The organism is Microlunatus panaciterrae (assembly GCF_016907535.1).
GTDB lineage: Bacteria > Actinomycetota > Actinomycetes > Propionibacteriales > Propionibacteriaceae > Microlunatus > Microlunatus panaciterrae.
This window is the reverse complement of sequence record NZ_JAFBCF010000001.1, coordinates 3908981-3923328: the sequence shown is the minus strand read 5'-3', so window position 1 is coordinate 3923328 and position 14348 is coordinate 3908981. Positions and strand designations below refer to the sequence as shown.

10 protein-coding genes are annotated in these 14348 nt (G+C 67.7%); all 10 read right to left on the bottom strand.

The features are described from left to right. Positions 1 to 32 precede the first annotated feature (32 nt). Positions 33 to 821 carry a nucleotidyltransferase domain-containing protein gene (locus JOE57_RS17860; RefSeq protein WP_204919990.1) on the bottom strand — a complete coding sequence of 263 codons (789 nt, stop codon included), beginning with the start codon at positions 819 to 821 and terminating at the stop codon, positions 33 to 35. 9 nt (positions 822 to 830) lie between these two features. Continuing rightward, positions 831 to 1694, bottom strand: a complete 864-nt coding sequence (locus tag JOE57_RS17855) for an acyl-CoA thioesterase domain-containing protein (RefSeq protein WP_204919989.1) — start codon at positions 1692 to 1694, stop codon at positions 831 to 833. 216 nt (positions 1695 to 1910) lie between these two features. Then, positions 1911 to 2810 carry a proteasome assembly chaperone family protein gene (locus JOE57_RS17850; protein ID WP_204919988.1) on the bottom strand — a complete coding sequence of 300 codons (900 nt, stop codon included), beginning with the start codon at positions 2808 to 2810 and terminating at the stop codon, positions 1911 to 1913. A gap of 9 nt (positions 2811 to 2819) precedes the next feature. Then, positions 2820 to 6773, bottom strand: coding sequence for an ATP-dependent RNA helicase HrpA (gene hrpA, locus JOE57_RS17845; RefSeq protein WP_204919987.1), 3954 nt, complete (start codon positions 6771 to 6773; stop codon positions 2820 to 2822). A 454-nt stretch (positions 6774 to 7227) separates the two neighbouring features. Then, positions 7228 to 8934, bottom strand: coding sequence for a sensor histidine kinase (locus JOE57_RS17840; protein ID WP_204919986.1), 1707 nt, complete (start codon positions 8932 to 8934; stop codon positions 7228 to 7230). A 121-nt stretch (positions 8935 to 9055) separates the two neighbouring features. Next, a complete protein-coding gene (locus JOE57_RS17835; RefSeq protein ID WP_204919985.1) occupies positions 9056 to 9991 on the bottom strand; it encodes a universal stress protein in 936 nt (311 codons plus the stop codon). A gap of 50 nt (positions 9992 to 10041) precedes the next feature. Next, entirely contained in the window at positions 10042 to 10530 is a 489-nt protein-coding gene (locus JOE57_RS17830; RefSeq protein WP_239578989.1) for a hypothetical protein, read from the bottom strand. 228 nt (positions 10531 to 10758) lie between these two features. Continuing rightward, positions 10759 to 11412 (bottom strand): response regulator, encoded by a 654-nt coding sequence (locus tag JOE57_RS17825; protein ID WP_204919984.1) that lies wholly within the window; start codon positions 11410 to 11412, stop codon positions 10759 to 10761. 33 nt (positions 11413 to 11445) lie between these two features. Further along, entirely contained in the window at positions 11446 to 11865 is a 420-nt protein-coding gene (locus tag JOE57_RS17820) for a pyridoxamine 5'-phosphate oxidase family protein (protein ID WP_204919983.1), read from the bottom strand. 11 nt (positions 11866 to 11876) lie between these two features. Then, positions 11877 to 14306, bottom strand: a complete 2430-nt coding sequence (locus tag JOE57_RS17815) for a phosphoketolase family protein (RefSeq protein ID WP_338041376.1) — start codon at positions 14304 to 14306, stop codon at positions 11877 to 11879. Between the last annotated feature and the right edge of the window lie 42 nt (positions 14307 to 14348).

Below are 14348 nucleotides of genomic sequence, written 5' to 3'. Positions count from 1 at the left end.
CCAAGCGGAGGAATGCGCTTTCTCATCGCGCGCTAGGAATACTCCGGCGGCAGCGTGCCGTTCAGCCAGGCCAGCTCGTTGTCCTGGACGAAGGTGGACAGGGACTCGGCCGGCACCCAGGGCCACTCGGTGAACGATTCCATCAGCCGCATCAGCTCGCGGCCGGAGGCCTCGGTCGGTTGAGCCAGCACCAGACGGGCGGCAGCCTCGTACCCGGCCGGCTTGTCGTTCAGTTCGGCGACCTGTGCCGCCAGGTATTTCGGACCGCGGAAGAGCACCCTGTTGTACGCGAGCAGTGCCCTGCCGGCGGCACCAACCAGGTGGACCGCGGCATGGTGACGCAGATAGTCGTTCTGGTCGTCCTTGGCCCCCTGCGGCAGGAAGTATCCGCCGTACAGCCGGAGCTGGGAGAGGAACGAGGCCATTCTGGGCGCCCACACCTCCGACGGGACGGTGCGGATCCGCGCAAGTCGTTCCTCGAGGTCGTCGACCCGGCTCCAGACGACCCGGGCTCCGATGAAGGAGGCCCGCACCGGGTCATCCCCTCGCTCCGCGGCCTGCGTCAGGTAGGGCAGGGTGACCAGCTTGATGTCGAAGTAGCCACCGTCGTAGTCCGCTCCTTCGGTCTCGACATAGCTCAGCCGTCGGTTCCGGCCCGCCGCAGCGAACTCCTCCTCGGTCACCAGCAGGTACAGGTCGACGTCGGAGTCGGGACGCTCCGTGCCGCGGGCCACCGAACCGCCGATCACCACAGCCAGGTTGCTCTCCACCGAGCGGGCACGCTCGACATAGGTCTCCACCGCGCGCTCGTGATGCTGCATGACGACCCCCTACTGCTGTTTCAGCGGTCTGATCAGGCCCTCCTGGGCGACGTTGGCCACCAGCGTCCCGTCCTGGAAGAGCCGACCGGTGGAAAGACCCAGACCCGATGACGCGGACGGCGACACCTGGTCATACAAGAGCCACCGGTCGGCCCGGAAGGGTCGGTGGAACCACATCGCATGGTCGATCGAGGCCGCCTGGACGTTCAGCCCGATCATCACGCCATGCGGCACAGTGCTCGCCGACAGCAGAGTCAGGTCACTTGCGTACGCCAGCACCGCCTGGTGCAGCGGCAGGGAGTCCGGCAGGTCGCCGTCGGCGCGCACCCAGACCCTGGCCTGGGCCGGGCGCACCCCGTCCTCGAGCGATCCGCCGGGCCGGGAGTCACCCACATACCGCACGTCCAGGGCACCCCATTCGTGGTCCCAGAAGTCGGCGGACCGACCGGACAGCCGCGCCATGACCTCGCTGAGCCGCGGGCACTCCGCCGGCCCCGGCACGTCGGGGGGCACCGGGTCAGCGTGCTCGAACCCCTGCTCCTGCCGGTGGAAGGACGCTGACAGATAGAAGATCACCTGACCGCCCTGACGGGCGACAACCCGGCGGGAGGAGAACGACCCGCCGTCCCGGACCGCCTCGACGTCGTACACCATCGGGGTATCAGTGCGTCCCGGCAGCAGAAAATAGCCGTGCAGTGAGTGCGCGTAGCGATCGGCAGGGGCGGTGCGTACGGCGGCGGTGAGGGCCTGCGCCAGCACCTGACCCCCGAACGCGCGCTGCAGCTTGGTGTCGGGCTGACGGCCGCGAAACAGCCCGACCTCGATCTCCTCCAGCTCGAGCAGGTCGGTCAGTTCCTCAATGGACTGGGGCACGCTGCTGACCTTACTGCCAGACCTGCCCTGAGCCTGTCGAAGGGCACCGCAAACCACGCGCCCTGAGCCTGTCGAAGGGCAATTTCCGCATCTGCCCTTCGACAAGCTCAGGGCACGTTTGCCGGCTCAGGGCACGTATGCCAGCTCAGGGCACGTATGCCAGCTCAGGGCACGTATGCCAGCTCAGGGTTCGCCTTGCAGACGCAGGGCGGGGGGCTACTGATCTGGATCGGACTTGTCGTCGCGCTCGGCCAGAAAGCGCTCGAACTCGGCCGCGATCTCGTCAGCGCTGGGCACCCGTTCCGCCCCATCGGCCTGCAGAGCGTCGTACTGCTGCTCCAGCGACCGGACCAGCTCCTGCACCTCCGCGGAGCCGGACACCTCCTCCGCGATGTCTGCCAGGTTCGTGGCCGACGCCTTCTCGAGCGGTTCGAGCGGGACCTTCAGACCGGTCGCCTGACTCAATGTCCGGGTCAACGCCAAGGTCGCCTCCGGGAAGGCGGCCGACGACAGATAGTGCGGTACGTGCGCGGCCAGCCCCATCGCCTTGCGGTCGAGCTGACCGAGCCGGAACTCCAGCAGCCCGGTGAAACTTGCCGGCACCTCGACGCGGTCGATCCAACTGCGGTAGCCCTGCACCAGCTCCGGGTCCGTGGCATGCGCAGTCAAGGTGATCGGTCGGGTGTGCGGAACCGCCATCGGTATTCCATGCACACTGACTACCAACCGGACACCCAGCTGCTCGATGAGGCCGATCACGGCCGCGGCGAGCCGCTCCCACTGCACGTCTGGCTCCGGCCCGGACAGCAACAGAAAGACCTCGCCCTGCTCGTCCACCATCCGGTACAGACGCAGGTGGATGTCGGCGTACGACTTCCACTGGTTGGTGTCGAAGACCATCGCCGGCCGCCGGCTGCGATAGTCGTGCAGCTGATCATGGTCGAAAACGGCCAGCACCTCGTGGTCGAGATGCTCGAGCAGATGCGCCGACAGCAGCCGACCGGCCTGGCCGGCGTCGACGAAGCCATCGAGCTGATGGACCAGCACGGGCCGGTGCTCGGCCAACGAGGCCGCCACCTCCTCGTCCAGCGAATAGAGCAGTCGCGGATCCATCATGGCTCCAATCTACCTGCGGGGCCCGAGACCGCTGCGCGCCTGGCTGATGGCGGACTGCAGCCGTTTCGCCGACACCGGGAACCTCGTTCCCAGGCTCTGAGCGAACAGGCTCACCCGCAGCTCCTCCAGCATCCAGCCGATCGCCGCCACGTCGGCGGGCAGCGGACCCGGCGGGATCTCCCCACAGAGCTCGGCATAGGCGTCCTCGGCCGCGCTGATGGTGGCCAGGCCCGCGGCGTCACGCGCCGGCGCAACCTTCAGAGTGGCGATCCGCAGCTCGATCGCCCGGAGGTAGCGCACCAGGTCGGTCAGTTGAGCCTGCCTGGTTGCGGCCAGGAAGCCGGTGAAGACCAGGTTGTCGAGCTGCAGCGTCATGTCACCAACAGCCGCTTCGCTGATCCGCTGTACGGCAGGCAGCTCCAACCGGATCGCCCGGTCGCGCCGCAGGATCTCGGCGGCGGTGTTGACGATGTCGCGCATCAGGTCGGCGTTGTCGCCTCTGACCTGGTCGCAGAGCCGGCTGAACGCTGTCTCGGTGCGGACCTGCTGATCACCCGGCCGCTGCTCCCCCACCGTCCGTCGGACCAGCTCGCCGACCGAAGCCAACCGCGCGTCGGCGAGCAGCGCGGGGACCGACGGGTACGGGCTATGACCCAGCGCCAACTTGTCGGCGTTGCCAAGATGCCCGACGACCCACTTGGTGGGGTCCGGCGTGTTCAGCAGCACCAGCCGACGCAGGCCGGAACGGTGGCTGGCGGCCTGCCGCTCGGGGTTGTCGCTGACCACCAGCCCGACAGTCGTGCCCTCGTCCACGAGCGCCGGGTAGCCGACCACGCGGTGACCGCCACGCTGCAGCTCCACCTCCGCCGGGATCTCACCGAAGATCCAGCTGGTCGCTCCACTGCGTCGAAGCTCGGCACCGGCGCTGTTCAGCGTGGCCGCAAGCTTGGGCTCCAGCATCCGGCGTAGAGCCGCCAGGTCCTTGCCCTCGGCCTGTACCCCGGAGGCGTCGGTGATGACGAAGGTGATCCTGACATGATCAGGAAGCCGCTCCAGATCCCAGTCGCCCTCGGAGATCACCTCGCCGGTGAGCGCACGCAGCGCGCGGCTCAGCGCGCCAGCGAAGGCTTCCTCCGGCACCCGCTGCTGGCCGCGCAACCACTCGACCGCCCGGGCGGCGAAGTCGGGGGCCGGCACCAGCATCCGACGGACGCTCTTCGGCAGCGACCTGATCATCTCCGTGGCGAGCTCCACCCGCAGACCGGGCACCTGCCAACTGAACGTGGCTCCGTTGATCTGGTTGAGCAACGAGAGCGGGACCTCCACGCTGACCCCGTCTCGCGGCGAGCCGGGGTCGAAGCTGTAGCTGATCTTGAACGACAGATCACCGAGGTCCCAGTGGTCGGGGAAGGCCGAGCTGTCCAGCTCGGACCGGCCCGTCACAAGATCGTCAAGGCTCATCGTCAGCAGGTCAGGGTGCTCGGCCCGGCTCGTCTTCCACCAGCGGTCGAAGTGGGCCGCAGACACGACGTCGGCCGGGATCCGTTGGTCGTAGAACTCGAAGATGGCCTGGTCGTCGACGACGATGTCGCGGCGCCGGGTGCGTTCCTCCAGGTCGGCCGCCTCGGCACGCAACCGCTCGTTGTCGGCGAAGAACCGGTGCCTGGTCCGCCACTGCCCTTCGACCAGGGCTGCCCTGATGAAGATCTCCCTGGACAGCACCGGGTCCACCCTGCCGTACGAGACGCGCCGACGGCTGATCACGGGTACGCCGTAGAGACTCACCGTCTCGTAGGCCATCACCGAGCCACTCTTGGACGACCAGTGCGGCTCGGAGTAGTTGCGCTTCAGCAGGTGACCGCCGACCTCCTCGACCCAGGCTGCGTCGATGCCGGCCACGGTCCGCGCCCACAGCCGGGTGGTCTCCACCAGCTCAGCCGCCATCACCAGCGGCGGCTGGGTCTTGGCGACGCTGGATCCCGGGTTGATGGCGAACCGCGCCCCGCGCGCGCCGAGGTACTCCCGAGGTCCCGGGCGGCCACGCCGGGCCCCGGGCGTGCCGGGTTTGGGCTCGTCGCGCAGGTCGGCGAGGCCGACGTGGGACAGCAGGCCGGTCAGGATGGCGGTGTGAATCCGATCCGCCGGTGCGGGTTCGTGGTTGCGCTCCAGCTTGAGCTCGCGGGTGATGTCTCGGAGCTGGGCATGCAGGTCCTGCCACTCCCGTACCCGCAGGAAATGCAGGAACTCGTCTCGGCACATCCGTCGGAACGCGTTGCCCGAAAGGGACTTCTGCGATGTCTTGAGGTGGTCCCAGAGTCGAAGCAGCGCCATGAAGTCACTGCCGTCAGTCGCCTGAGTCGTCTGCGCCTTGGCGCCGTCGCGCTGCTGTCGACGTGGCCCGTTGCTCTTCGTCGTCTCCTCGGCCTTCTGTTCGGGCCCCTCGAGGGCGGCCCAGAACCGACGATGCAGCGCATCAGCCTGCTCGCGCTTCTCCGCCGGCCGTTCCCGTGGGTCCTGGATGGAGAGTCCGGAGACGATGATCAACATCTCGCGGAGGCAGCCCAGCCGCTCGCCGGCCAAGATCATCCGCCCCATTCGGGGGTCGAGCGGGATGGCCGCGAGTCGTCGACCGATCCCGGTGAGCTCTGGGCCGCCGTTGCGGTTGACCTGTCGCCCTCGACCACGTGATCGCTGCTGACCCTGGTTCGTCGCCAACGCACCGAGCTCGTCCAGCAGCCGGAGCCCGTCGGTGATCTGGGCGGAGTCCGGCGCCTCGACGAACGGGAAGGCAGCGATGTCGCCCAGGTCTGCAGCGGCCATCTGCAAGATCACCGACGCAAGGTTGGTGCGCAGGATCTCCGGCTCGGTGAACTCGGGTCTGCCCGCGAAGTCGTCCTCGCTGTAGAGCCGGATGCACACGCCGGGGGCCACCCGGCCGCAGCGACCGGCACGCTGGTTGGCCGATGCCTGTGACACCGGTTCGATCGGGAGACGCTGCACCTTCGTCCGGGCCGAGTACCGCGAGATCCGGGCGGTGCCGGCGTCGATGACGTACCGGATGCCAGGAACGGTCAGTGAGGTCTCGGCGACGTTGGTGGCCAGCACGACCCGGCGGCCGGTGTGCGCACTGAAGACCCGGTGCTGCTCGGCCGAGGACAGTCGGGCATACAGCGGCAGCACCTCGGTGAACCGGAGCTTCAGGGCCTCGACGGCCTCGGCGGTGTCCCGGATCTCGCGCTCGCCTGAGAGGAACACCAGGATGTCGCCCGTACCCAGGGCCGAGAGCTCCTTGACCGCATCACAGATGCCCTCGATCTGGTCCCGGTTCGGGTCGGTCGCGGTGCCGCTGTCCTGACCATCGTCATAGATGGGGCGGTAACGCAGCTCGACCGGGTAGGTGCGCCCGGACACCTCGATGATCGGGGCGCCGTCGAAGTGCTCGGAGAAGCGCGCCGTGTCGATCGTGGCCGAGGTGACGATCACCTTGAGGTCGCGCCTGCGCGCCAGCAGCTGCTTGAGGTAGCCGAGCAGGAAGTCGATGTTGAGGCTGCGCTCGTGGGCCTCGTCGATGATGATCGTGTCGTAGTGGCGCAGGTCGCGGTCGTGACCGATCTCGGCCAACAGAACGCCGTCGGTCATCACCTTCAGCTTGGTCGCGGCCGACGCCTTGCGGGTGAACCGGACCTGGTAACCGACCAGGTCGCCGAGTGGCGTCCGGAGCTCCTCGGCGATCCGCTCCGCGACGCTGCGAGCCGCGATCCGGCGCGGCTGCGTGTGAGCGATGGTCCTGCGGCCGAGCTGGAGGCAGATCTTCGGCAGTTGGGTGGTCTTGCCCGACCCGGTCTCGCCGGCTACGACGACCACCTGGTGGTGCTGGATGGCCTCGGCGATCCTGTCGCGCCACGCAGTGATCGGCAGATCCTCGTCGAAGGTGATCTGCGGCTCGAGGGTCGGTATGGACATCGCCGACCATCGTAGTGCGGTCCGCCCAGCGCCCCCGTCCGCGTACTCCGTGCCGGCCGAAGAACGCGTGTCGAAGAGCGGCCACGCGCACCCCACACCGACCCACAGCGCCAAGACTCATCAGACGGCGACAGTTCGCGCCCCGGAGCCGCTCCCCAGCCGCAGAACTCATCAGGCCGCGACGCTTCGCGCCTCAGAGGCCGCGACGCAATGACCAGACTCCTCCCTGACCGACTCCTTTGAGAGCACGCCATCGACAGTGAGGGCGGTGGACCGCTGTGGGGTGTCAGCCATGCAAGAAATCGACCGGTGATCGGTCCCAGCCCACGAACGCTCAGCCCTATCGCGCTGCAGCATCCACCGTGAGTGGTCGATTCCTTGCATGGCCCGCCGCGGACACGCCCGCAACCGTGGCCTACGGGCAGAGGCACGGGAACGAGGCTTGAAGGGCGGGTCAGAGGGGCAGCGGTACGGACCAGTTGAAGGTGGTGCCGTCGTTGTCGGGGCGACGGGTCACCTCGGCATGGCCCCCGGCCGCCTGAGCGCGGGACTCGGTGTTGCGCAGGCCGCCGCCGGGGGTCACGGCGTCAGGGATCCCGACTCCGTCGTCCTCGACCCGGATCCGCAGGGTCTTGGAGGCGGTGTCGACCCCGACGAGCACAGTGACCTCCCGGGCCTTCGCGTGCCGGGCGACGTTGGACAGCGACTCACGGACGACGGCCAGTACGTCGTCGTAGAGGTAGGTCGGGATGACACTGTCGATCGGACCCGCAAGCGTCACCCTGGGCTCGAACCCGAGCGCTGGCGAGACGTCGGCGATCACCGCCAGTACGTCGCTGCGCAGGCTGCCTGACTCGGTCCCCACCTCGTGGTGCAGGGAGAAGATGGTCGCTCGGATGTCGGCGATCGTGGCATCGAGATCGCCGACATAGCGGCTGACCCGATGGGCCACCTTCTGGTCCGGCAGTCGCCGGACGACGCTCTGCAGGCCCAGTCCGACGGCGAAGATCCGTTGGATCACGTGATCATGCAGGTCACGCGCGATCCGGTCCCGGTCGGAATAGACCGCCAGGCGGCGCCGATTCTGCTCGGTTTGCGCATGGGCCATCCCCAGCGACAGCTGATTCGCGAAGGCGCCGATGGCCAGCAGCTCACCTGGGGTCCAGTCAAGCGGACGGGCCCGGCTCAACACGAGCAGGCCCAGCCGGCTCTCCGCCGCCCGCAGCGGCACGACGAGAGTCGCGTAGGCGCGGTCGTCGCCGCCGAACGGGTCGCGGTCGGTGACCGACACCAGAGCGTCTCCGATTTCACCCAGCAGGTCCTCGAAGTCGCTGAGCGGCCGGCCGAGCAGCTGTTCGGCCCGCGGACCGGCGGCCCCGTCGACCACCAGGTCCCGCAGCTCGACATGGCCGCCCACCAGGACCGGCTCATCCTCGTCGGTGCTGACCGGCAGCGCGACCAGTACGTCATCGCAGCCACCCGCTTCGAGGGCCGCAGCCGCGATCACCTGCGGGGACCGCGACAGGTCGCTGGACACCCGAGTGGTGGTCTCGGCCGCGGCGGTCAGCCACCGGGCCCGGCGCTGTGCGTCGTCGAAGAGCCTGGCATTCTCGATCGCCACACCTGCCGCAGCGGCCAACCCGATCACCGTGCGCTCGTCCTGCTCGGTGAACTCCGGTGCACTGCGCTTCTGGGACAGGTACAGGTTGCCGAACACCGCTCCCCTGACCCGGACCGGGACGCCGAGGAAGGAGTGCATCGGAGGATGGTGCGGCGGAAAGCCGACAGAGGCCGGATGGTCGGTGATCTCCGGCAGCCGCAGCGGGCGAGGGTCCTTGATCAACACCCCGAGAACGCCGTGGCCGCCCGGCAGGCGGCCGATCTTCCGGTGCTCCTCGGCCGTGATTCCGGTGTAGTGGAACTCGGCCAGCGGCCGCTCGGGCTGAGCCGACACGTTCGGCTCCAGAACGCCCAACGCTGCATATCTGGCCTGCGTGAGCTCGCAGGCCGACTTCACGATCCGGTCGAGGACGTCGGCCAGCTCCAGGTTGCTCGCCATGGCGACCACGGCGTCGAGCAGGGCCTGTTGCTGAGCCTCGATGCCGACGGACTCGCGGTCCGCCGACCTGGGCTCCAGAGCACCGTTCTGCGCGTCTGCCATGGGCCTATCTTGCCTGCACGCGCTGCATCTTTCTCCGTCGCCGCCAACTTTTCGCCGCCCCGGGCGTGTAAGGACCACCCGACCGAGCATCAGCTCGACCGGGTGGCCCCGGATCGCCGGTTCAGCCCCGGTCGCTGGCCCCGACCTCCTCCCGACGGCGACGTCGAGAGGAACTCGGCCCCCTTCGAACCAAGGAGACGGGGCACGATGCACCGGCGAGCACACCCCGGGCGACGCTGCCCAGAGCAAGTCCGGGAACGCCTCCGGCGCCGCGTACCCCGACGTAGAGCAGGTCGAGGTGCTCAGACTCCGACAACAGCGCCCTGATCGGGTGCTCCCGCTTGAACACCCGCTCGACGTGCACTCCCGGGTAGTCCTGCTGCCATCCGGCCAGGCTCTCGGCGACCGCGAGCTCGGCGTCCAGAGCCCACCGGCTCACCGCTTCGGCGTACTCGCTGTCGTCGCTCAAGAACGGTGCGTGCGGCTCCCAGGCGTGGATCACTCGCAATGTCGCCCCGCGAGCATCGGCCTCCTCGAAGGCCCACTCGAGGGCGGGTTCGGACCGGGCCGAGCCATCGATGCCGACCCCGATGGTCAGCAGGTCGAGGGGTGCCCAGCCGGGCGGCACCACGATCACCGGGCAGTGCGCCCGAGCGCCGACCGACACGCAGGTCGAGCCGGCGAACAGCCGTTCGAAGCCACTCAGGTCTCGGCGGCCAAGGACCACCAGGCTCGCCTCCTGCGACATCGAGCACAGCACGGCTCCCACGTTGCCCATGGCCACTTCGCCGCGGACGCGATCCGACGGGAAGCCGGTGGCCCGGACCCGTCTGACCGCGGCATCCACGGCTTCCTCGCCGGCCCGCTTCAGCACATCGGCGCCATACATCATCGCCGGTGCGCCCAGCAGCGGGCTGAGATCGATCACATGCGCGACTACCAGCTCGGCCTTGCGTATGCCGGCCTCGCGGACTGCGTAGTCCACAGCCCGAAGGCCGTCGTCGCCGCCGTCCACTCCCACCACGATGGTGGCTGGGTGCCTTCCTGTCGTTGACATTTCAGTCTCCGCTCAGATCGCTCGCGCTAGTGTCGGTTGGGTTTCTGCACTCAGCGCAGGACCGGGTGCTTGTCCACGATGTCGAGCTGGGACCAGATCCTGCCCAGACCCCAGGTGTCACCGGCGAAGGTGGCAGCCAGCACGGCCAGGGTGATCAGACCAGTCAGGTGATCATCGAGGAACGGGTTGGTGACCGGGGGCAGCGCGACGCTCCACATCATGAGGTACAGCAGGCCGCCGGCGACGGCGGTGATCCGCAGACCGATGCCGAGGATCAGGCTGACACCGATGGCAAGCAGGGCCAGCATGAACAGCGGGGTTACCCAGAAGTCACCAGCAAGGGAGTTGTAGAAGCCCTTGAACGGACCCGCGGGCGAGTTGGCCAGGAAACCGTACGTGGGGTCTCCACCTCGAATCCAGGCCTTGGCCGCCGGCGTGGCGAAACCGAAGCCGAACAGCTTGTCCACAAATGCCCACAGGAACATGAAGCCGAAGGCGAGCCGCAGCACGGCGAGCGCCTTGCGCGCGAAGGAGGACAAACCTGCCTGTGAATCAGTTGTCCTGGTAGTGGTAGTTGGAGCATGACGCTCAACGGTGGACATGAAGAACTCCTTATGGATGGATGTCGACCTCTGCCGACATCTCGATTCTTTCGGAGTTCTCAGGCCATGCTCAGAGTCTTCGGTCGCGACTGCGCGGGACCAAGGTCCCCACGCCAGCAAGCAAGAACAGGCCTGCAACCGGGCATCACCAGGCTAATGAGTTGATCATGCTCGGAGCAGCTTCGAGGCGAGCACCGCCGCCTGGGTACGCCGTTCCAGTCCCAACTTCGACAACAGCGACGAGACGTAGTTCTTGACGGTCTTCTCCGCGATGAACAACCGTTCGCCGATCTGTCGGTTGGTCATTCCCTCGGCGATCAAGGTCAGAATCTCCCGCTCGCGCTCGGTCAGCTGGCGAAGCTCGTCGGGTCCGTCGTCGACGCCATCACGCAGCCGAGCCAGCACCCGCTGGGTGGCGGCCGGGTCGAGCAGCGACTGGCCGGCAGCGACGGTGCGGACGGCATTGAGCAGGTCGTTTCCGCGGACCTGCTTCAGAACGTAGCCCGCCGCACCGGCCATGATCGCGGAGAACAGGGCGTCCTCGTCGTCATAGGAAGTGAGGATCAACGCGTTGATGCTCGGGTCGGCCGACCGGACCGTGCGGCAGACGTCGATTCCGCTGCCGTCGGGCAGCCGCGCGTCGAGCACCGCCACGTCCGGTCGCAGTGCGGGGATGATCCGGGCTGCTTCCGCAGCCGAGCCGCTCTCGCCGACCACGACCAGGTCTTCCTCGGCCTCGAAGAGGTCCCGCAACCCGCGCCGGACGACCTCATGATCGTCGAGCAGGAACAGCCGGATCGGTCCGGTCGGGTCAGTCATGGCGCTCTCGTTTCGTCGTCGGTGCGGTGCCCCTCAGGTCGAATGTGCGGCCACGACCCGTCCGGTCACCTTGCGTGGTGTGATCGTGATGACCAGATTACGGCTACCGGCCGCCCATGGCTCGGGTCCACTCCCCGAACGCAGTTCGATCAGCTCGTCCGGACGGGTGACCGCCCTGGCCTTGCCACGCACGAGCACGCTCCAGCCAGAGCGCTCCACCGGGTCGAACTCATCGATCTCGAAGGCTACCTCCCGGGGGTCCTTCAGATCGGCCAACGGGCCGTAGGCCGAGGTACGGAACACGATGTGCTCCTTGTGCACGGCGTAGTTGACCGGGAGCAGCTCGGGCCCGTCCACGGTGTTCCAACAGACCCGGCCGATAATCCCTGCCCGCAACCGGTCCCAGCAGGCCTCCACCGCCATCTCGTCGAGCCGGCCGTGCCGCTCCACCATCTCTGTGCCTCCTACTCCTCCGGATGCTGCCCGTTGCGTTGGCTGACCCAGTCGCGGATCTCGGGCAGGTCTTCCAGGTTCTCCACCACATAGTCGTTGTGCTCGGCGATCTTGCTTCGGCACCAGGCCAGCAGCTCGGTCGCCCCAGCCGGTGTCCGGGTCGAGTTGTTGAGGGCATCCATCACCAGATGGAAACGCGACGCCTGGTTGCGGACGGTCATGTCGAACGGGGTGGTGGTGGTGCCCTGCTCGATGAACCCTCGAACGTGGAAGCGGTCGGCGTCGGGACGGCCGTGGACGAGCTGGTGGATAGCGCCAGGGAACCCGTGGAAGGAGAAGATGACGTGCGCCCGGTCGGTGAAAAGCTCCCTGAAATAGGTCTCCGACATCCCGTGCGGATGGTCCTTGGGCCGCGGCAGCGTCATCAGGTCGACGACGTTGACGACCCGTACCCGGAAGTCGGGCAGTCGCTCGTTGAGGATCTGAGCGGCCGCGACCGTCTCCATCGTGACCACGTCGCCGGCGCAGGCCAGCACGATATCCGGGTCACGGTCGGGGTTCTCGTTCCCGGCCCATGGCCAGACGCCGGCACCGCGCGCGCAGTGGGCGATGGCTGAGTCGATGTCCAGCCACTGCGGCTGCGGCTGCTTGTCGATCACGATCAGGTTGACATAGGACTTCGACCGCAGGCAGTGGTCACCCACCGACAGCAGGCAGTTGGCGTCCGGTGGCAGATAGATCCTTACCACCTCACCCCGGTGGGTCAGCATGGTCTGGATCAGCCCCGGCCCCTGATGGGAGAAACCGTTGTGGTCGTTGCGCCAGCAGGTCGAGGTGAGCAGGACGTTGAGGCTCGGGATCTTCGCTCGCCAGGATAGCCGTCCGGCCTCCTCCAGCCATTTGCCGTGCTGCACTGTCTGCGAGGCACTCACCATCGCGAACGCCTCGTAGGTTGCGAACAGGCCGTGCCGGCCGGTCAGGGTGTAGCCCTCCAGCCAGCCGTGACAGTTGTGCTCCGACAGCACCTCCATCACGCGACCATCGGCGGAGATCTGGACGTCATCTGGACCGACGCGTTCCATGAAGGCCCGGTCGGACACCTCGAAAACGGCACCGAGCCGGTTGCTGTTGGTCTCGTCCGGACAGAACAACCGGAAGTTGTCACCCATGCGGCGGTAGACCTCGGCCAGCAGCTCCCCCCAGCGCCGAGTCGACTCGGCCAACTCGGCTCCTGGCCGGTCCACTTCCATGGCGAACTCCCGGAAGTCCGGCAGCGCGAGACTGTGCGTCAGCAGGCCACCGTTGGCGTGCGGGGAGGCACTCATCCGCAGGTCCCCCTCAGGGTGGGCCGCGGCGATGCTCTCCACCGGCCGGCCGTGGGTGTCGAACAGCTCCTCCGGTCGGTAGGAACGCAGCCACTCCTCCAGTAGCTGCAGATGCTCCGGGTTCTCCCGGACTCCGGAGAGCGGCACCTGGTGCGAACGGAAGGTACCGGTCACCTTGACCCCGTCGACGGTGGCCGGGCCGGTCCACCCCTTGGGGCTGCGCAGCACGATCATGGGCCAGTGCGGACGCTCCCCGGACCAGTGATTGGAGCGGGCGGACTGCTGGATGGCGTTGATGTCGGCGAACGCGTCGGCCAGCGCAGCAGCGAAGCGGTGGTGCATGCCCGGAAGATCGTCGCCGGTGACCTCGATCACCCGGTAACCGTGCCCGGTCAACAGCGAACGGACCTCGTCGGGATCCTTACGACCGAGCACGGTCGGACCGCCGATCTTGGCGTCGTTGAGGTGCAGGATCGGCAGCACTGCTCCGTCCCGAGCCGGGTTGATGAAGGAGATTCCCTTCCAGGAACCCTCCAGCGGGCCGGTCTCGGCCTCGCCGTCGCCGACCACAGCGATGGACAACAGATCAGGGTTGTCCATCACCGACCCGAAGGCGTGCACCAGGACGTAGCCCAGCTCACCGCCCTCGTGAATGGAGCCGGGCGTGGTCACGGATACGTGGCTGGGGATGCCTCCAGGGGCGGAGAACTGCCGGAACAGCCGGTGGATGCCCGCTTCGTCCTGAGACACGTCGGGATAGATCTCGCTGTACGTGCCCTCAAGCCAGCCCGCCGCGACCAACGCCGGCCCGCCGTGCCCGGGGCCGGTGAGGTAGATGGTCTGCTGGCCGGTGAGCGTGATGAGCCTCGAGACGTGGGCGTAGATGAAGGACAGGCCCGGACTGGTGCCCCAGTGGCCCAACAACCGGGGCTTGATGTCGTCGCGGGTCAGCGGCCGCTTGAGCAGGGCGTTGTCCTTGAGGTAGATCTGACCGATCGTCAGGTAGTTGCACGCTCGCCACCAGGCGTCGAGCGTCGCCACCTCCTCATCGGTGGGACTGCCGAGCCCGCTCAGGATCTGTTCCAACTGGCCGCTGGTCGTTGACGCAGGGGTCACACTCACTCCTCCGGAAGGGGTCCTGGAGGGCCAGTCTTGCCT